The organism is Streptomyces sp. NPDC005808 (assembly GCF_042871385.1).
Lineage (GTDB): Bacteria > Actinomycetota > Actinomycetes > Streptomycetales > Streptomycetaceae > Streptomyces.
In genome coordinates this window covers 182,021-199,629 of record NZ_JBIAIK010000003.1, presented here as the reverse complement: position 1 = coordinate 199,629, position 17,609 = coordinate 182,021, and the positions used below count along the sequence as shown (strand labels likewise).

Below are 17,609 nucleotides of genomic sequence, written 5' to 3'. Positions count from 1 at the left end.
CTTGGCTCTTGGTTCTTCAGCTGGCTCTTTGGTTCTTTGGTTCTTTGGTTCTTCAGTTGGTTTTTTGGTTCTCTGTTGCTTCTCTGCGCAATTACTTCTCTACGTAACGCAGTGAGCGAAGGCCGCGTTCCAGATGCCAGTGCAGGTAGGCCGACACCAGCCCGCTGCCCTCCCGGACATGCCGCGGCTCGGCGGCGTCCGCGGTCTCCCAGTCCCCCGTCAGCAGCGCGGCGAGCAGTTCGAGGGCCTGGGCCGAGGGTACGACGCTGCCGGGCACCCGGCAGTCGGCGCAGACGGAACCTCCCGCCGCGACCGAGAAGAACCGATTCGGTCCCGGCATCCCGCACTTCGCGCAGGCGCTGAAACTGGGCGCGTAGCCGTTCACCGCGAGGGAGCGCAGCAGGAAGGCGTCGAGGACGAGATGCGGCTCGTGCTCACCGCGGGCGAGTGTGCGCAGGCCGCCGACCAGCAGCAGATACTGCTGCACCGCCGGCTCCCCCTCATGGTCGGTGAACCGCTCGGCGGTCTCCAGCATGGCCGTCCCGGAGGTGTACCGCGCGTAGTCGGTCACGATCCCGCCACCGTACGGAGCGATCGTCTCGCTCTGCGTACACAGCGGCAGCCCGCGCCCGACCAGTTCGCTCCCCCGCGCGAAGAACTGCACGTCCACGTGCGAGAACGGCTCCAGCCGCGCCCCGAACTTCGACTTGGTCCGCCGCACCCCCCGCGCCACAGCGCGTACGCGCCCGTGACCGCGGGTGAGCAAGGTGATGATGCGGTCCGCTTCACCCAGCTTCTGGGTGCGCAGCACGATGCCGTCGTCGCGGAACAGGCTCATGGAGTCCATTCTCGCCTACGGCACGGACGCCCCGGGCCGAGTGGCCCGAAGCGCCCCGGCCGGCCCCGTTCAAGGGACCTCGCCGCGGCTGCGTGCGTTGGCATACGCCGTCGCCGCGCTGAGCCGCTCCGCCACGGTGGCTCCCCGGACGGCGTCCGGTTCACAGTCCCACTCCTTGCCGCCGCCGTACGGTCTCAGCTGGACGTACGGCCCCTCGTGCCCCATGACCATCCCCACCCTTCCGGTCCGTGTGTCCATCGCGTACGAGCCGATCGCCGGCCTCACCGCAGGGCCGCCGCGAGCCGGGCCGCCAACTCGACGGAACAGCCGCCCAATTCGATCCGCGGACAAGGCGCCTCTCGCGCCAAACTCGCCTGGTCGATCCGCAGTGACGGCAACGTAATTCCGGCGTTCGTGAGCGCCGCCCGCAATTCCTTCACCGTTTCCTCCGCCTCTTCGACGCACCGCGCCGAGTGTTGTGCCTTCACCCTGCTCCCCTGTCTTTTCGACTTTCACTCTTACCATCCCCAGGATGACGCTCCGCACCTACACTCGGCAGGAGTCTGTCCTCTACAAGTGCAGGGCAGTGCAAGGGGGTTGACCTGTGGCCAAGGGTTCGCGGCAGGCGGCGTGGGAGTTCTTCGGAACCGAGCTGAAACGGCGCAGGGAGGACGCGGGTTTCTCCCAGGTGGAGTTGGGCGTCCGGGTATTCGTCTCCGGGGGTTACATCGGCCAGTTCGAACAGGCTATTCGGAAACCGCAGTTGGACGTCGCGCAGAGGATCGACGAGATCCTACGAACCGGCGGCTTTTTCGAACGGACATGGCGAAAGCTGATTGACGACAAACGGTACGCGGATTACTTCGCGGAGGTTGTGGAGCTTGAGCGGCTGGCGACGAAGATCGCCGAGTTCGCGCCCACGCTGGTGCCGGGGTTGTTGCAGACGGCTGCGTACACACGTGCCGTGATGCTGGCAGGAAACCCGTTCGTCACTGACCTCTACGTCGAGGAAAAGGTGGCAGCCCGCAGGGAACGGGCGCGGATCCTGGACGACGCTACAAGGCCCGTGTATTGGACGATCCTGCATGAGCACGTGCTGAGGATTCCGGTCGACAGCGAGGCGGAGATGGCCGAGCAGCTCGACCACATCGCGGACCTGGTGCGGCAGCGGAAAGTGCTGGTGCAGGTGTTGCCGTACGCGGTGGGGGCGTATCCCCTCATGGGCCGGATGGTTCAGCTCATGGAGTTCGAGGACGCCCCGCCAACTGCCTATACAGAGGCCGTGTATTCGGGGAACCTGCTGGACGATCCGGCCCTGGTTAAGCGAGTGCAAGAGGCATACGATCTGCTCAGGGCCGCCGCACTGCCGCCGGAGGCGTCCCTGGCCCTGATCGAGTCGGCGGCGGAGGACCACAGACGATGCGCGAGTACGACCTGAGCTCCGCTCGGTGGCGCAAGAGCAGCTACAGCGACGACAACGGCGGCGAGTGCGTCGAGGTCGCGTACGACTTCGTGGGCGCCGCCCAGTGGCGCAAGAGCACTTACAGCGACGACAACGGCGGCAGCTGCGTCGAAGTCGCCGACGGATTCCCCGGCGTCGTCCCCGTCCGTGACAGCAAGACCCCGGACGGTCCCGTCCTCGTGATCGGATCCGCCGCCTGGACGGAGTTCACGCGCGCCGTGGCGGAGTGACCCCCCTCCCCGCTGAGCCCATGCCGGTGCCCAGGTCTCGGCCTCAGGCGTGCTCGGGCCACCAGGAGCAGAGATGGTCGCGGAGTACGGCAGGACCGGTGTCGGATCCCGCAGCGGGGTGCGTCGCAGGCCGTGGTCGGCGGGCCGGACGAGGTGGGTACGCTCGCCGACGAAGGTCACCAGTGACCGGGAGTCTGCGAGGGTGTCCAGCAGTGGCCTGGTGCCGAAGCCGGGGCCGGTGACCTCGATGGTCAGCCCGAACGCGGCGGCGAGGTCGTCGTAGGGCGCCCCATCCGGTTCCGGGGCGGCGAGAGGTGCGGTGGGTATGGCGGGGGGACGGGCGCTGGGGCGGCGGTTCGGGTGGTTGTGGGCGTCGTTCGCCGTCAGCTCGTACGGTACGGCGCTCGGGTTCGGCGCGTTTCCCATGATCGCGGTGCTCGTGCTGCACTCCGGGCCGACCCAGGTGGCGGCGCTGGCTGCCGCGGGGCGGGCGGTGGGGGCCGTGGTGGCGGTGCCGCTCGGTCCGTGGGTGGAGTTCCGCCGCAAGCGGCCGGTCATGGTCGCGATGGACCTGACCCGGTTCGCGGCGTTGCTGAGCGTCCCCCTCGCGTTCGCGCTCGGCCTGCTCAGCTTCGCCCAGCTCCTCGTCGTCTCCGTGGTCGTCGCCGCGGCCAACATCGCCTTCAACGCGGCAAGCGGTGCGTATCTGAAGGCGCTCGTACCACCCGAGGACCTGATCGTCGCGAACAGCCGCTTCGAGTCCACGACATGGACCGCGACGACGGTCGGACCACCGCTCGGCGGAGCCGCGATCGGGATCTTCGGCCCGGTGACGACCGTGACCGCGGATGCGGTCAGCTACCTGCTCTCGGCCCTGGGCATCCGCGCGATCGGCGGAACGGATCCACAGCCCACAAGGCCCACCGCACCACAACTACGAGCGGGCGACCTGCTCGACGGCTGGCGCCACATCCTCGCCCACCCCACCCTCCGCCCCCTGTTCTTCAACGTGCTCGCGGTCAACGGCCTGATCATGGCCTCCGAGCCGCTGATCCTCGTACTCCTGCTGGGCGACCTCGGCTTCGCCCCCTGGCAGTACGGCCTCGTGTTCGCGTCCCCCTGCATCGGCGGCCTCATCGGCGCACGCCTCTCACGCCGGCTCGTACCGCGTTTCGGTCAGCACAGGGTGATACGCGTCTCCGGGGTGCTGCGCGCCTGCTGGCCCCTCGGACTGGCGTTCGTCCAGCCCGGTGTCCCCGGGATCGTGCTCGTCATCGCCGTTCAGTTCGGCCTGGTGACCTGCATCGGCCTCTTCAACCCGGTAGTGGCCACCTACCGCCTCGCCCACACCGCCCCCGAGCGGGTCGCCCGCACCCTGACCGCGTGGTCGGTCAGCAGCAGCGCCACCATCGCGGCCCTGACCGCCGTATGGGGGCTGCTCGCCGCCGTCACCACGCCACGCACCGCAATCGCGATCGCGGGAGTCCTCCTCCTGGCCACCCCGCTGCTGCTACCGCGCCACGAGTCCTCGCCCCAGGACAACCGCACAGCCGATACCGAAACCTCAGAAGCCGTCGACCGCATCTGAGCCCTGGACGGACGGTCCCGTCCCGATGACCACATCCACCACCTGAACGAAGTCCACTCGCGGCGTGGCCAGGTGACCCCACCCCGGTCCTCAAGTGACTGTCGGGGCCGCCCCACACCCCTGGCCGACAGGCACCCCCGCACGCCCCATCACCCACGCCCGGTCACCCGACCTTGCGCAACTCCCCGTCACCAAAGACCGCGACCAGCACCAGATTCCCACCCAGCGCCTCGACGTAGCGCGCCACGACATCCGTACCGGATACCTGACCACTCTCGATCTGGGAGACCCGTCCCTTGCTCACACCCATACGCTCAGCCACTTGGGCCTGGGTGAACCCGCGTTCCTGACGCATGTCGACCAGCCGCCAGGCCCGTGCCTCGGCAAGCATGCGCTGGGCGCCTTCGAGAAACGCGTCCCGACCACCCGCCAGCTCCTCCGCCCGCTCCCGGTGCCCACTGGCCGACCAACTGACGTATCCGCTCACTTTCCCGGCTCCTTCTTCCGATCAGCCACGTACTCCGCATACCGAAGTTCGGCCAACGGGATCGCCTCGTCGTACCAGGCGCTCCAGTTCCCCGCCTTGTCTCCCGCCACCAACAGGATCGCGGAGCGCCAAGGGTCGAACATGAACAGGACACGCACCTCGCTCCGGCCCGCCGAACCGGGCCGCAACTCCTTGAGATTGTGCAAGGCCGAGCCCTTGATCCGGTCGACAAGAGGACGCCCCTCGGCCGGGCCGTGGCAGGCAAGGATCCAGATCGCCTGGTTGACAAGCGTGTACGAGCCGGGGTCGGCCTTTTCCAAATCGTGCAGCCACTGATCCACCTCGTCCGTCAGGTAGACGTCCCACTGCTCTTCCACCTTCAATCCCTTCGCGAGTTTAGCATTTGCTAAACACGCGGGAGGTGGAGCCGCAAGTCCGAACCCCGAGCCTTCACTCGTACGAGGCCGACGCGCTCATCAGTCATCAGGCTCCGCCGCCTGGACTCCGTTTGGTGAAGGACCGCACAGGCACGTCGAAGCCAGATGGCCAGGACTCGCAGGCACCGGAAACAGGAACGTCCAGGCCGACCCCTGCGGGCCGGCCTGGACGTTCCTTACCGCCGGATCACCGATGGATCCGAGTGGTCAGACCGGATCAGACCAGGTCGAACCGGTCCAGGTTCGAGACCTTGACCCACGCGGCGACGAAGTCGTTCACGAACTTCTCCTTCGCGTCATCGCTGGCGTAGACCTCCGCGACGGCGCGCAGCTCGGAGTTGGAGCCGAAGACCAGGTCGGCGCGGGTACCGGTCCACTTGACCTCGCCCGAGGCGTCGCGGCCCTCGAAGGTGTTCTGGTCCTCGGACGTCGCCGACCACGTCGTGCCCAGTTCGAGCAGGTTGACGAAGAAGTCGTTGGTCAGGATCCCCGGGGTCGTGGTGAAGACGCCGTGCTTGGAGTCCCCGTGGTTCGCACCCAGGACGCGCAGGCCGCCGACGAGGACCGTCAGCTCGGGCGCGCTCAGGTTCAGCAGGTTCGCCTTGTCGATCAGCAGGTACTCGGCGGGCAGGCGGTTGCCCTTGCCGAGGTAGTTGCGGAAGCCGTCGACGGTGGGCTCGAGCGCGGCGAACGACTCCACGTCCGTCTGCTCCTGCGAGGCGTCCACGCGGCCCGGCGTGAAGGGGACCTCGATGTCGAAGCCCGCGTCCTTGGCGGCCTTCTCGACGCCCGCGGCACCCGCGAGGACGATCAGGTCGGCCAGCGAGATCTGCTTGCCGCCGGCGTTGAAGGACGTCTGGATGCCCTCCAGGGTGCGCAGCACCTGCGCGAGCTGGTCCGGCTCGTTGACCTCCCAGCCGATCTGCGGCTGGAGGCGGATGCGCGCGCCGTTGGCGCCGCCGCGCTTGTCGCTGCCACGGAAGGACGAGGTCGCCGCCCACGTGGTCGAGACGAGCTGGGAGACCGACAGACCCGAGGCGAGGACCTGGGCCTTGAGGGCGGCGATGTCCGCGGCGTCGACGAGCTCGTGGGTCACCGCGGGCAGCGGGTCCTGCCACAGGAGCGTCTCGGAGGGGACCTCGGAGCCGAGGTAGCGCACGATCGGGCCCAGGTCGCGGTGGGTCAGCTTGAACCACGCGCGGGCGAAGGCGTCCGCGAACTGGTCGGGGTTCTCGTAGAAGCGCCGCGAGATCTCCTCGTACGCCGGGTCGACCTTCAGCGCGAGGTCGGTGGTCAGCATCATCGGAGCCTTGGTCTTCGACGGGTCGTGCGCGTCGGGGATGGTGCCCGCGCCCGCTCCGTCCTTCGCCACCCACTGGTTGGCGCCGGCGGGGCTGGACGTCAGCTCCCACTCGTAGCCGAACAGGTTCTGGAAGAAGTGGTTGCTCCACTGGGTCGGCGTCTGCGTCCAGGTGACCTCCAGGCCACTGGTGATCGCGTCGCCGCCCTTGCCGGTGCCGTAGGTGCTCTTCCAGCCGAAGCCCTGCGCCTCGATCGGGGCGGCCTCGGGGTCGGCGCCGACGGCGTCCGCCGGGCCCGCGCCGTGGGTCTTGCCGAAGGTGTGACCGCCCGCGATCAGGGCGACCGTCTCCTCGTCGTTCATCGCCATCCGGCGGAAGGTCTCACGGATGTCGCGGGCCGCGGCCAGCGGGTCCGGGTTTCCGTTCGGGCCCTCGGGGTTGACGTAGATGAGGCCCATCTGGACGGCGCCGAGCGGGTTCTCCAGCTCGCGGTCGCCGGTGTAGCGCTGGTCGTCGAGCCAGGTGGTCTCGGGACCCCAGTAGACGTCCTCGTCGGGCTCCCAGACGTCCGCGCGGCCGCCGGCGAAGCCGAAGGTCTCGAAGCCCATCGACTCCAGGGCGACGTTGCCGGTGAGGATCATGAGGTCGGCCCAGGAGATGCTCTGGCCGTACTTCTTCTTGACCGGCCACAGCAGCCGGCGGGCCTTGTCGAGGTTGCCGTTGTCCGGCCAGCTGTTGAGGGGGGCGAAGCGCTGCTGGCCGGCGCCGGCGCCGCCGCGGCCGTCGCTGATGCGGTAGGTGCCCGCGCTGTGCCAGGCCATCCGGATCATGAACGGGCCGTAGTGCCCGAAGTCGGCCGGCCACCACTCCTGCGAGTCCGTCAGCACCTCGGCGATGTCCGCCTTCACGGCGGCGAGGTCGAGGGTCTTGAACGCGGCGGCGTAGTCGAAGTCCTCGCCGAGGGGGTTGGAGACGGCGGGGTTCTTGGCAAGGATCTTCAGGTTGAGCCGCTCCGGCCACCACTGGCGGTTTCCGCCGCCCTGGGTCGGGTGCGGGGCTCGGTCGTGCGCGACCGGGCAGCCACCGCCGCCCTCCGTTTTCGCGTCGGTGACAATTGCGTCGTGGTTCTCAGTCATGGGAATCCTTCCGGACCTGCCGGGTCACGGGATCAAGGAGCTGCGGGCGGTGGAACGGTCGGGCGGGGGGTACGAAGACTGGGGTGGGCGGCGGCGGAGTCGGGGTGACCGGCCTCGCCGACCTGCGGAGGGCCTCACATACGGCCGGGAGGGAGATATGGCTCGCGCGACCGCGCATCCCGGAGGGGATGGATCGCCTCGAAGCCGAGGTGGTCCCGTCACGTCTCTGTCTCATGCCGTACTGGAGTCTTCCTGTCCCTTGGCTATCGCCGGAACCGATCCTACGATGGACCGAGTCCAAGTCAAGAAGCGGGCCAAGCCCATATCCAACCGGAACCCGGACCTCGACCGGTAAACTCCGGGCATCCACTGAACCTGAATAGGTGAACCGATATGAGTGACCTGCTGGAGCGACTGCGAGGACGTGGCTGGCGGATGACCTCCCAGCGACGTGTGGTCGCGGAGGTCCTCGACGGCGAGCACGTACACCTCACGGCCGACGAGGTGCACGCCCGCGCGGCACAGCGGCTGCCGGAGATCTCCCGCGCGACGGTCTACAACGCCCTGGGCGAGCTGGTCTCCCTCGGCGAGGTCCTGGAGGTCTCCACCGACGGCCGCGCCAAGCGATACGACCCGAACGCCCACCATCCCCACCAGCACCTGGTGTGTTCCAACTGCGGCACCATCCGCGACGTCCACCCGGCCGGCAACCCGCTGGCCGACCTCCCGGCGGAGGAGCGGTTCGGCTTCACGGTCTCCGAGGTCGAGGTCACCTACCGCGGCCTGTGCCCGTCCTGCGCCTAGGACTGTCCGGCACCGGCACCGGCCCTTGGCTCTTCGCCCGTTTGTTACGCTCATGACGCGTCCCGTGGGGGAAGTCCGGTGAGAGTCCGGCGCTGACCCGCAACGGTAAGCGTGACCGGCCGCCTGAGCCCGTCGCGTGAGCCCGATTACCCGCGGGGTGGCATGTGACCCGATGACGCTCGCCGCGGACTGCGAGAGGGGACCGCACGGTTCGGCTGTGCTGCCCATCCCCTGCTTGTGTTCACGAGGCGGCCCGAGGCTTAGGACCCGCCGCCCGTGCGCCGAACACCCGTCGTGCCGCTGGTCGTCGGGCTGGCGCTGTTGCTGTGTCTGTCACTGCTCTGCGGGGTCGGACTGGGCGCTTCGGGGATCGGGTGGGGGCAGGTACTGCGGTTTCTGTGGGCCGGGGTGACCGGGGGCGATATCCAGCCCGGTGACGTCGCCCCGTACACCATCGTCTGGGAGATCCGGCTGCCTCGTGCGGTGCTCTCCGCCGTCGTCGGCGCCGGGCTCGCGGCCGTCGGCGTCGCCGTACAGGCCATGGTGCGCAATGCGCTCGCGGATCCGTTCGTGCTCGGGATCTCCTCCGGCGCGGCCGTGGGTGCCAACGCCGTCATCCTGCTCGGGCTGTTCGCCGGGCTCGGGGTGTGGGCGCTGTCCGTCGCCGCCTTCGGCTCGGCACTGGCCGCCATGGCGCTCGTCTACGCGGTGGCCAGGTCGCCGCTCGGGCTCACACCGCTGCGCCTGGTGCTGACCGGGACGGCACTCGCGTACGGCTTCGAGGCCCTCACCACCGTCATGGTCTTCGGCGCCGCCCGCGGTGAGGCCGCCCGGTCGGCGATGATGTGGCTCCTTGGCAGCCTCGGCGGCGCGACCTGGGAGAAGGTGCCGCTCGCGGCCGCGGTGGCGCTCGCGGGGTGGGCCTGGCTGCTGCGGCGGGCCGAGTCGCTCAACGCCCTCGCCATGGGCGACGAGACCGCCGCCGCGCTCGGCGTGCCGCCCGGACGGTTGCGCCGGGAGCTGTTCCTCGTCACGGCCGCTGTGACCGGGTGCGTGGTCGCCGTGAGCGGAGCCATCGGCTTCGTCGGGCTGATGGTGCCGCATGTCGTACGGATGCTCGTCGGCGCCGATCACCGCCGGGTGCTGGTGGTGGCGCCGCTCGCCGGAGCCGTGCTGCTGGTGTGGGCCGATGTGCTGTCCCGGCTGCTGCTCGCCCCGTCCGAGCTGCCGGTCGGCGTGATCACCGCCGTGGTCGGGGTGCCCGCCTTCCTGCTGCTGATGCGGCGCGGCGGCTACGCGTTCGGAGGGCGCTGACCGATGCGGCTCGATGTGGAGGGTGTGTCGGTCGACGCCGGTGCGGTCCGGCTCGTGGACGACATTCGACTGAGCGTGGGCAGTGGGGACTTCGTCGGGCTCGTCGGGCCCAACGGGAGCGGCAAGTCGACGCTGTTGCGGTGCGTGTACCGGGCCTTGCGGCCGGCGGGCGGGGTGGTGCGGCTCGACGGGGACGACGTGCACACGATGGACGCGCGGGCCGCCGCCCGGCTGCTCGCCGCGCTGCCGCAGGAGTCGTCGGCCGAGTTCGACTTCACCGTCGCCGAGGTGGTCGGGATGGGGCGGCTGCCGCATCAGGGGCGCACCGCCAAGGAGGACCGGGCGATCCGCGCCGACGCCATGGCCCGTACCGGAGTCGCGCATCTCGCCGAACGCGGCTTCCTCGCGCTCTCGGGTGGCGAGAAGCAGCGCGTCCTGATCGCGCGGGCGCTCACCCAGCAGCCGCGCGTGCTGGTGCTCGACGAACCGACCAACCACCTTGACATCGCGCACCAGTTGGACGTGCTGTCGCTGGTCCGGGCCAGTGGCCTGACCGTGCTGGCCGCCCTGCACGACCTCAATCTCGCCGCCGCCCACTGCGATCTGCTGTACGTGATCGACGGGGGGCGTGTCGTCGCGTCGGGCCCGCCGCACGACGTGCTCCAACCGGCGTTGCTGGCCGAGGTGTTCGGGGTCCGCGCCCATCCGGTGCGACATCCGGAGACCGGTGCCGTGCAGTTGCTCTTCGACCTTCTCCCCTCGGCCCGATAAAGGAACTCCCCGTATGCGCAAGCCCGTTGCAGCCGTCGCCGTGTGTCTCGTCACCCTCGTCACCGGATGCGGCGCCCAGGTCAAGACGTCGGAGTCGAAACCGGCGTCGTCGACCGTCACCCTCACCAACTGCGGCCAGAAGGTGACGTACGAGAAGGTCCCCGAACGTGTCGTCACGAACGACGTCGGCATCACCGAGATCATGTTCGCGCTGGGCCTGGAGGACCGCATGGCCGGGTTCGCCATGCCGGACGACAAGGGCGATCTGACCGGCGTGCCCTGGAAGGACGGCTACGACGAGGTGAAGTGGCTGTCCAAGCAGCAGCTCACCCAGGAGAACGTCCTCGACGCCCGCGCCGATCTGGTCTTCGCCGGCTGGAACTACGGCTTCCGCGAGGACAGCGGCGTCACCCCGGATGCCCTGAAGAAGCTCGGCGTCCCCTCGTACATCCTCACCGAGTCCTGCCGCAACGGCCGTACCGAGTCCTCGCGCGGCATCATGCCGCCGCTGGACGCCCTGTACGCCGACCTCACCAACCTCGGGAAGCTCTTCGGCGTCGAGCAGCGGGCGGCCACACTGGTCGCGGACTTCAAGAAGCAGGTCGCCGCCGTGCAGGCCGAGGCACCGACGGGCGCGGACCGGCCGAAGGTCTTCCTCTACGACAGCGGCCAGGACCAGCCCTTCACCTCCGGGCGGTACGCCGCCCCCGAGGAGATCATCAGTAGGGCGGGCGGCGTGAACATCACGCACGACCTCGACGACTCCTGGACGACGGTGGGCTGGGAGACCGTCGTCGAGCGGGACCCTGACGTCATCGTGATCTGCGACTACGGGGACGTCAGCGCCGAGGAGAAGCGGAAGTTCCTGCTGTCGTACGCGCCGTTGCGGAACGTCTCCGCCGTCAAGAACAAGCGGATCTTCGTCCTCGACTACGTCGACCTCGTCGAGAGCCCGCGCAACCCGTCGGCGATCGCCCGCCTGGGCGCGTACGTGCGGACGGTGGCGGGGACCGGCGCCGCCTCATAGCCCGCGTGGCTTTCAGGCGGCGAAGCGCCGTACGTACCTCCGCTGCCACGGCGTCTCCACCGCGTGCCGGTCGTAGTGGCGGCGTACGAAGTCCACGGCCTCCTCGGGCGGCACCCCGTCCAGGACGGCCAGGCAGGCCAGGGCGGTGCCCGTGCGGCCCCGGCCGCCACCGCAGGCGAGCTCGACGCGATCGGCGAGGGTTCGGCTCCAGGCCTCGGTGAGGAGTTCGACGGCGCGGGCCCGGTCGGCGGGCAGCCGGAAGTCCGGCCAGCGCAACCAGTGGGTCTCCCAGGGGACTTCGGGGGGCTGCTTGCCGAGGAGGTACACGGCGTACGTCGGTGCAGGGCCGTCGGCGGGCAGCGGGCGGCTCAGGGCGCGGCCTCGGACCAGGCGGCCGGAGGGGAGGCGCAGGACGCCTGCGCCGTTGGGGTCCCAGGGCTCCGTCACGAGAATCAACTTACTCCGCGTGACTCCTGCGCCGCCCGCGCTTCGACGCCCCGGAAGTGGACCGCCATGGCCCGCTGCGCGCCCTCGACGTCGTGGGCGCGCAGTGCGGTGACGATGTCGCGGTGGCGGCGGACGGTGACCTCGGGGGCCGGGTCGTCGGTCCAGCCGCGGATGCCGGAGACGCGGCGGAAGACGGTCCAGAAGGCGCCGAGAAGCTGGGGGACGAGGGCGTTGCCGAGTGAGGCGTACAGCAACTCGTGGAATTCGCGGTCGAGTTCGGCGAAGGGGCCGCCCTCCGGGCCGACGGCCTCCATCCGGGTCACGGTCACCATCCGACTCTCGGACTTCATCGGGGTCACGCTCTCCGTCCGGCCCGCGGAGTCATTGCCGCCCGCGGTCTCCACCCCACCCGCGGACTCCATCCGGGTCACGATGGATTCGAGCCGGTCCAGCTCGGCTTCGGAGAGCGTGCCCGCGACCCGGCGGATCAGCCCCTCCTCCAGCACCTCGCGGACCTGGAGTATCTCGGCCAGCGCGCTCGCGTCGTCGCCGGGCCGTGCGAGTGTCCGGAAGGTCAGGCCGTCCACCAGCGGGGTCAGCGACGCCTCACCGACGTAGGTGCCGTAGCCGTGCCTTATGTCGACTATGTCGAGGGCCTGGAGAGCCTTGAGGGCCTCGCGGACGGAGTTGCGGCTGACGCCGAGGTCCTCCATCAGCTCGGTCTCGGTCGGCAGCGGCGCACCGGCCCTGAGGCCGCGGTCGAGGATGAGCTGCATCACCTCGCGCTGTATCTGGCCGCCCAGCCGGCGCTCGGGCCTGCGCCGGCCACCGGTCTGCTCGGGGATGCGCCGGCCACCGTTCTCCTCGGGCATGCGCCGCATCGTACGCTCGCTGGACATCCGACGTCCCACCTCCGGAATGAAGAAACGTCAATCAGTCATTGACAAGTCGTCAATTAGGCCTATTTCTCTGTGCCATTGGTCGCACCTTTGGAACATACGCCATTCGTGTGTGTTCTCTTGACCCCCCTTACGCCCCCTCTTATGGTCACGCTGCCCCCTATGACGTAGGACGTCGTATCTCCCACTCACTGGACCACTCCTCACTGGAGGAACCGTGCGCGACGTGACCCCCACTCCGGCGCTGCACCGCCGGTCGTTCCTGAAGTACACCGGCGCGCTGGGCGCGGCCGCCGCCGTCTCGTCGTCGCTGTCGGCCTGCTCGATGGGGCCGGAGTCCACGAACGACACCGGTGGCGGAGGCAGCGGCGGGAACGGGACGCTGACCGCCGTCATCGGCTACGGGAACGACGGAAGCTGGGATCCGACGCAGACGGCGTCCGCCTTCTCCATGGCCGCCAACAACCACATCTACGAGGGCCTGCTCGACACGGACCCGATCTCCCGCGAGCCGTACGCCGCGCTCGCCACCCAGGTGCCCGCCGACCTCACCGGCACCTCCTGGAAGTTCGAGCTGCGGCCGGGCGCCAGGTTCCACGACGGCAAGCCCGTCACCGCCGACGACGTGGTCTTCGTGTTCGACCGGATCCTCGATCCGAAGACGCAGACGCTCGGCAAGGGCTTCTTCGCGAGCTGGCTGCAGGAAGTCCGGAAGATCGACGCGATGAACGTCGAGCTGCTGCTCAAGTTCCCCTTCCCTGAAGGGGTTTCGCGGCTCACCCTCGCGAAGGTCATGCCCAAGCACGTCTTCTCGCAGCCCGGCGCCTGGGACGACGCGATCAGGGGCAAGGCGATCGGCTCGGGGCCGTACCGGCAGACCGCCCATCACCCGAAGTCGAACACCACCTTCGAGGCCTTCGCCGACTACAACGGCCCGCGCAGGGCGGCCTTCAAGAAGATGAACTGGCTGACGATGGTGGACGCCGCGCCGCGCGTCGCGAAGATCTCGGGGGCGAGCGCCGGGGCGCCGATCGCCGACAACATCCCGTACGCCAACATCCAGCAGCTCAAGAAGGGCGGCATGGTGGTCGAGGGCGGCGCGGGGATGAACAACCTCTTCCTGATGTTCAACACCCGGCGCAAGCCGTTCGACGACGTGCGGGTGCGGCAGGCGCTGCACTACGCCATCGACACCGACAAGATGGTCCAGGTCGCCCTCAAGGGGCACGGCAGGGCGGCGAGTTCGTTCCTCAACGAGGGCAACCCGAGCTACCGGCCGGCGAAGACCGTCTACGCGTACGACCCGGAGAAGGCGAAAGCTCTCCTGGCGGAGGCCGGGGTCAAGGGGCTCAAGGTCGACATCATGGCGGTCAACGTCAGTTGGATCGTGGACTGCCTGCCGACGATCAAGGCGTCCTGGGACGCGATCGGCGTGCAGACGACACTCGACCCGCAGGAGACGACGGCCGTCTTCACGAAGATGGACCAGAAGCAGGACTACCAGGTGGTCGCCGCGGCCTCGAACCCCAACCAGTTCGGCCTCGACGCGGACCTGATCATGCACTACAACTACGGCCCGCAGAACCTGTGGATGGGCTACGCCCGCTGGACCGACAACTCCGTGGCCAAGAAGCTCTTCAAGGACATGGACCAGGCGACCCGGGAGTCGGACGCCACCCGGAAGAAGACGATGATCCAGGACTACATCGACGTCGTCGCCGAACAGGCCGTGCTCTATCCGGTCGTGCACAACGAGCTGATGACCGCCTGGGACCCGAAGAAACTCACGGGGATAAGGGCACAGCCGTACCCCGGCATCAACCTTCTGCAAGCCAAGTGGGTTTAGACCGGAGGTAGTCAGCACGTGGTCACCGTCGTCAGAATCCTGCTCCGCCGCATCGCCCTGCTCGTGCCGCTGATGCTCGGGATCGTCCTCTTCGTGTTCATCGTGATGCGGTTCTCGGACGTCGATCCGGCGTCGGCGTTCTTCCAGGGCGCCAATCCGACTCCGCAGCAGCTGAACGACTTCCGGGAACAGAACGGGCTCCTCGATCCGTTCCCGGTCCGCTATTTCTCCTTCGTCGGTGACCTGCTCCACGGCGACCTGGGCACCAGCGCGCTGACCAGGTCGCCGGTACTCGAACAGATCACCACCGCGCTGCCGCTCACGCTCCAGCTCACCTTCCTGGGGCTCGGCATCGCCGTGGTGCTCGCGCTGCTCGGCGGCGTCACCGCCGCGATCTACCGCGACCGGCTGCCCGACCAGATCATCCGCGTCGTCTCACTGACCGGCGTCGCGGCGCCCGGCTTCTGGCTGGCGCTGCTGATGATCCAGTATCTGGCCGTCGACCTGGGCTGGTTCCCGACCGGTGGCTACATCAACCCGGCCGACTCACTGACCGGCTGGCTCAAGACGATGACGCTGCCCGCGCTCGCGCTGTCGCTGCCGGTCGCCGCGCAGCTCACCCGGATCGTGCGCACGTCGGTGGTCGAGGAGCTGGACAAGGACTACGTGCGGACGGCGATCGGCAGCGGCCTGCCGCCGCACGTAGTCGTCGGCCGCAACGTCCTGCGCAACGCCCTGATGAACCCGCTCACCGTGCTCGGGCTGCGCGTGGGCTATCTGCTCGGCGGGGCGGTCGTCATCGAGACGATCTTCTCGCTGCCCGGCATGGGGAAGCTGATGATCGACGCCGTGAAGAACGGTGACCCGGCGGTCGTGCAGGGCGTCGTCCTGACCACGGCCACCGGCTTCGTCGTCGTGAACCTCGCCATCGACATCCTGTATCTGCTGGTCAACCCGCGGCTGAGGGAGGCCACCTGATGTTCACGCCCTTCAGTCGCAAGCGTCTCACCGAAGTCCTGTCCCGGCCCGGCATCCGGCTGCGCGGCTGGCGCCGGCTGCCGCTGCTGTCCCGGGTCGCCGTGTGTTTCCTCGCCCTGGTGGTGCTGGTGGCGGTGTTCGCGCCGCTGCTCGCCCCCGACGACCCGCTCGACCAGCAGACGCCGGTCGGCGGCACCGGCGCCCCGTCCGCGAGCCACTGGATGGGGCAGGACAGCCTCGGCCGGGACATCATGAGCAGGCTGATGTACGGCGCCCGCTGGTCGCTGGCCATCGGCCTGGGCGCCACCGCGCTCGCCCTCGTCGTGGGAGCGCTCCTCGGCGCGGTCGCCGCGACCTCGCGCAAGGCGGTCGACGAGACGCTGATGCGCTGCCTGGACGTGGTCATGGCGTTCCCGGGTATCGCGCTGGCCGCCGTCCTGGTCGCCGTGTTCGGCGGCGGGATCACCGTGCTGATCTGCGCGATCGCCTTCCTGTTCACGCCGTCGGTCGCCAGGGTCGTACGGGCGAACGTCCTCGACCAGTACGGCGAGGACTACGTCACCGCCGAGCACGTCATCGGCGCCCGCACCCCGCACATCGTCATCAAGCACGTGGCCGTCAACTGCGCCGCACCGATCCTGGTGTTCTGCACCGTGCAGGTCGCCGAGGCCATCGTCTTCGAGGCCTCGCTGTCCTTCATCGGCGCGGGCGTGAGGCCCCCGGACCCGTCCTGGGGCAGCGTCATCGCGGACGGCAAGAACATGGTGCTGACCGGCGGCTGGTGGGCCACCGTCTTCCCGGGGCTGCTGATGCTGGTCACCGTGCTGTCGCTGAACATCCTCTCCGAGGGCGTCTCGGACGCGTGGGCCGCGCCCGTCGCACGAGACGTTCCGGCACGGGAGGCGAAGGACCGCCTTGAGGCCCCCGAGCCCGGCAGCGGCAAGGTCCTGGACCTGCCGGGGCTCACGGAGGCCGCCGCCCGGCTGCGCAGCCGGGCCCGCCCCCTTCCCGAGGGCGCCCTGCCCGTCCTGGCCGTCGAGAACCTGGCCATCGGCTTCGATGCCCGCCACGGGGGTGTGGACATCGTCGACGGCATCAGTTTCGAGGTGCGGCCGGGTGAGGTGCTCGGGCTGGTGGGCGAGTCCGGCTGCGGCAAGTCGCTGACGGCGCTGACGCTGATGGGCCTGGAGCCGAAGGGCGCCCGGGTCCGGGGCCATGTCCGTTTCAACCAGCGGCAGTTGGTCGGCGAGCCGATGCGTGTGCGGCGCAAGCTGCTCGGCCACGAGATGGCGATGATCTACCAGGACGCGCTGTCGTCCCTCAACCCTGCGATGACGATCAGGTCGCAGCTGAAACAGGTCGTACGGCGGGGTGGCAGTCGCACCCCCACGGAGCTCCTCGATCTGGTCGGTCTCGACCCCGAACGCACCCTGCGCAGCTACCCCCACGAGCTCTCCGGCGGCCAGCGCCAGCGCGTCCTCATCGCCATGGCCCTGTCCCGCGACCCCAAGCTCATCGTCGCCGACGAACCGACGACCGCCCTCGACGTGACCGTCCAGGCACAGGTCATGGAGCTGCTGTTGCGGCTGCGCGCCGAGCTGGACTTCGCGCTGATCCTCGTCTCGCACGACCTGGCGCTGATCTCGGCGGTCACCGACCGGGTGGTCGTCATGTACGGCGGCCAGATCGTCGAGGTGGGCGTGACCGCCGACCTCGTGGAGGAGCCGGCCCACCACTACACGCGCGGCCTGCTCGGCAGCGTCCTGTCACTGGAGACGGCGGCCGAACGGATGACGCAGATCAAGGGCGTCGTCCCCTCCCCCGCCGACTTCCCGGCGGGCTGCCGCTTCGCCGACCGCTGCCCGATGGCGAGCGAACGGTGCCGCGACACCGCACCCGACCTGCTGGGCAACCGCTACCACCTGGCGGCCTGCCACCACCCGGCGATCGACCTGACGCCGGAGCCGACCGGAAGCGAGGTCGTGAATTGAACGCGCCGGCTGGGGAAGGCGGGACCGTACGGTGAATGCGCCGACCCTCGAAG

17 protein-coding genes and 1 riboswitch are annotated in these 17,609 nt (G+C 69.2%); of the genes, 10 read left to right on the top strand and 7 right to left on the bottom strand.

Annotation, left to right across the window (positions count from 1 at the left end; all coding sequences use genetic code 11):
* Positions 1-91 precede the first annotated feature (91 nt).
* Together recO and ACFYPC_RS07875 are read right to left on the bottom strand one after the other, a co-directional pair.
* Positions 92-838 carry a DNA repair protein RecO gene (recO, locus tag ACFYPC_RS07880; RefSeq protein WP_388672485.1) on the bottom strand — a complete coding sequence of 249 codons (747 nt, stop codon included), beginning with the start codon at positions 836-838 and terminating at the stop codon, positions 92-94.
* 69 nt (positions 839-907) lie between these two features.
* Complete coding sequence (locus ACFYPC_RS07875) at positions 908-1,123, bottom strand: hypothetical protein (RefSeq protein ID WP_388672483.1); 216 nt, start codon at positions 1,121-1,123, stop codon at positions 908-910.
* Between the two features lie 319 nt (positions 1,124-1,442).
* On the opposite strand from ACFYPC_RS07875, the gene ACFYPC_RS07870 reads away from it, so the two are divergent.
* The 3 genes from ACFYPC_RS07870 (at position 1,443) to ACFYPC_RS07860 (ending at position 4,118) form a co-directional block, all read left to right on the top strand.
* Positions 1,443-2,276, top strand: coding sequence for a Scr1 family TA system antitoxin-like transcriptional regulator (locus ACFYPC_RS07870; RefSeq protein ID WP_388672481.1), 834 nt, complete (start codon positions 1,443-1,445; stop codon positions 2,274-2,276).
* The gene (locus tag ACFYPC_RS07865; protein ID WP_388672480.1) at positions 2,258-2,530 is read left to right on the top strand and encodes a DUF397 domain-containing protein; all 273 of its coding nucleotides are present in this window, start codon (positions 2,258-2,260) and stop codon (positions 2,528-2,530) included. Before ACFYPC_RS07870 ends, ACFYPC_RS07865 begins: the two co-directional genes overlap by 19 nt.
* A 325-nt stretch (positions 2,531-2,855) precedes the next feature.
* Entirely contained in the window at positions 2,856-4,118 is a 1,263-nt protein-coding gene (locus tag ACFYPC_RS07860) for an MFS transporter (protein ID WP_388672478.1), read from the top strand.
* Positions 4,119-4,281: 163 nt separating this feature from the next.
* Here the strand turns inward: ACFYPC_RS07860 and ACFYPC_RS07855 are convergent, their stop codons facing one another.
* The 3 genes from ACFYPC_RS07855 to katG form a co-directional block, all read right to left on the bottom strand.
* A complete protein-coding gene (locus ACFYPC_RS07855; protein WP_388672477.1) occupies positions 4,282-4,605 on the bottom strand; it encodes a helix-turn-helix domain-containing protein in 324 nt (107 codons plus the stop codon).
* A complete protein-coding gene (locus ACFYPC_RS07850; RefSeq protein WP_388672475.1) occupies positions 4,602-4,982 on the bottom strand; it encodes a type II toxin-antitoxin system RelE/ParE family toxin in 381 nt (126 codons plus the stop codon). Before ACFYPC_RS07850 ends, ACFYPC_RS07855 begins: the two co-directional genes overlap by 4 nt.
* A gap of 277 nt (positions 4,983-5,259) precedes the next feature.
* On the bottom strand, positions 5,260-7,479 hold the full coding sequence (gene katG, locus ACFYPC_RS07845; RefSeq protein ID WP_388672473.1) for a catalase/peroxidase HPI: 2,220 nt from the start codon (positions 7,477-7,479) through the stop codon (positions 5,260-5,262).
* A 393-nt stretch (positions 7,480-7,872) separates the two neighbouring features.
* Here katG and ACFYPC_RS07840 point away from each other — a divergent pair, with 393 nt between their 5' ends.
* The 4 genes from ACFYPC_RS07840 to ACFYPC_RS07825 all read left to right on the top strand — a co-directional run bounded on the left by ACFYPC_RS07840 (position 7,873) and on the right by ACFYPC_RS07825 (position 11,395).
* Positions 7,873-8,283, top strand: coding sequence for a Fur family transcriptional regulator (locus tag ACFYPC_RS07840; protein ID WP_365439009.1), 411 nt, complete (start codon positions 7,873-7,875; stop codon positions 8,281-8,283).
* 20 nt (positions 8,284-8,303) lie between these two features.
* Positions 8,304-8,456: riboswitch (cobalamin riboswitch) on the top strand.
* A 103-nt stretch (positions 8,457-8,559) separates the two neighbouring features.
* On the top strand, positions 8,560-9,597 hold the full coding sequence (locus tag ACFYPC_RS07835; protein WP_388672470.1) for a FecCD family ABC transporter permease: 1,038 nt from the start codon (positions 8,560-8,562) through the stop codon (positions 9,595-9,597).
* 3 nt (positions 9,598-9,600) lie between these two features.
* Positions 9,601-10,368 carry an ABC transporter ATP-binding protein gene (locus ACFYPC_RS07830; protein ID WP_388672469.1) on the top strand — a complete coding sequence of 256 codons (768 nt, stop codon included), beginning with the start codon at positions 9,601-9,603 and terminating at the stop codon, positions 10,366-10,368.
* A 13-nt stretch (positions 10,369-10,381) separates the two neighbouring features.
* Entirely contained in the window at positions 10,382-11,395 is a 1,014-nt protein-coding gene (locus ACFYPC_RS07825; RefSeq protein WP_388672467.1) for an ABC transporter substrate-binding protein, read from the top strand.
* A 12-nt stretch (positions 11,396-11,407) separates the two neighbouring features.
* Here the strand turns inward: ACFYPC_RS07825 and ACFYPC_RS07820 are convergent, their stop codons facing one another.
* Together ACFYPC_RS07820 and ACFYPC_RS07815 are read right to left on the bottom strand one after the other, a co-directional pair.
* On the bottom strand, positions 11,408-11,842 hold the full coding sequence (locus ACFYPC_RS07820; protein WP_388672465.1) for a protein-tyrosine phosphatase family protein: 435 nt from the start codon (positions 11,840-11,842) through the stop codon (positions 11,408-11,410).
* 5 nt (positions 11,843-11,847) lie between these two features.
* On the bottom strand, positions 11,848-12,714 hold the full coding sequence (locus ACFYPC_RS07815) for a FadR/GntR family transcriptional regulator (RefSeq protein WP_388672463.1): 867 nt from the start codon (positions 12,712-12,714) through the stop codon (positions 11,848-11,850).
* A gap of 244 nt (positions 12,715-12,958) precedes the next feature.
* On the opposite strand from ACFYPC_RS07815, the gene ACFYPC_RS07810 reads away from it, so the two are divergent.
* The 3 genes from ACFYPC_RS07810 to ACFYPC_RS07800 are packed head-to-tail and all read left to right on the top strand — an operon-like array spanning position 12,959 to position 17,556.
* On the top strand, positions 12,959-14,587 hold the full coding sequence (locus ACFYPC_RS07810; RefSeq protein WP_388672461.1) for an ABC transporter substrate-binding protein: 1,629 nt from the start codon (positions 12,959-12,961) through the stop codon (positions 14,585-14,587).
* An 18-nt stretch (positions 14,588-14,605) separates the two neighbouring features.
* On the top strand, positions 14,606-15,565 hold the full coding sequence (locus tag ACFYPC_RS07805; protein ID WP_388672459.1) for an ABC transporter permease: 960 nt from the start codon (positions 14,606-14,608) through the stop codon (positions 15,563-15,565).
* A complete protein-coding gene (locus ACFYPC_RS07800) occupies positions 15,565-17,556 on the top strand; it encodes a dipeptide/oligopeptide/nickel ABC transporter permease/ATP-binding protein (RefSeq protein WP_388672457.1) in 1,992 nt (663 codons plus the stop codon). The genes ACFYPC_RS07805 and ACFYPC_RS07800 overlap by 1 nt, the downstream gene beginning before the upstream one ends.
* The last annotated feature ends 53 nt before the right edge of the window (positions 17,557-17,609 follow it).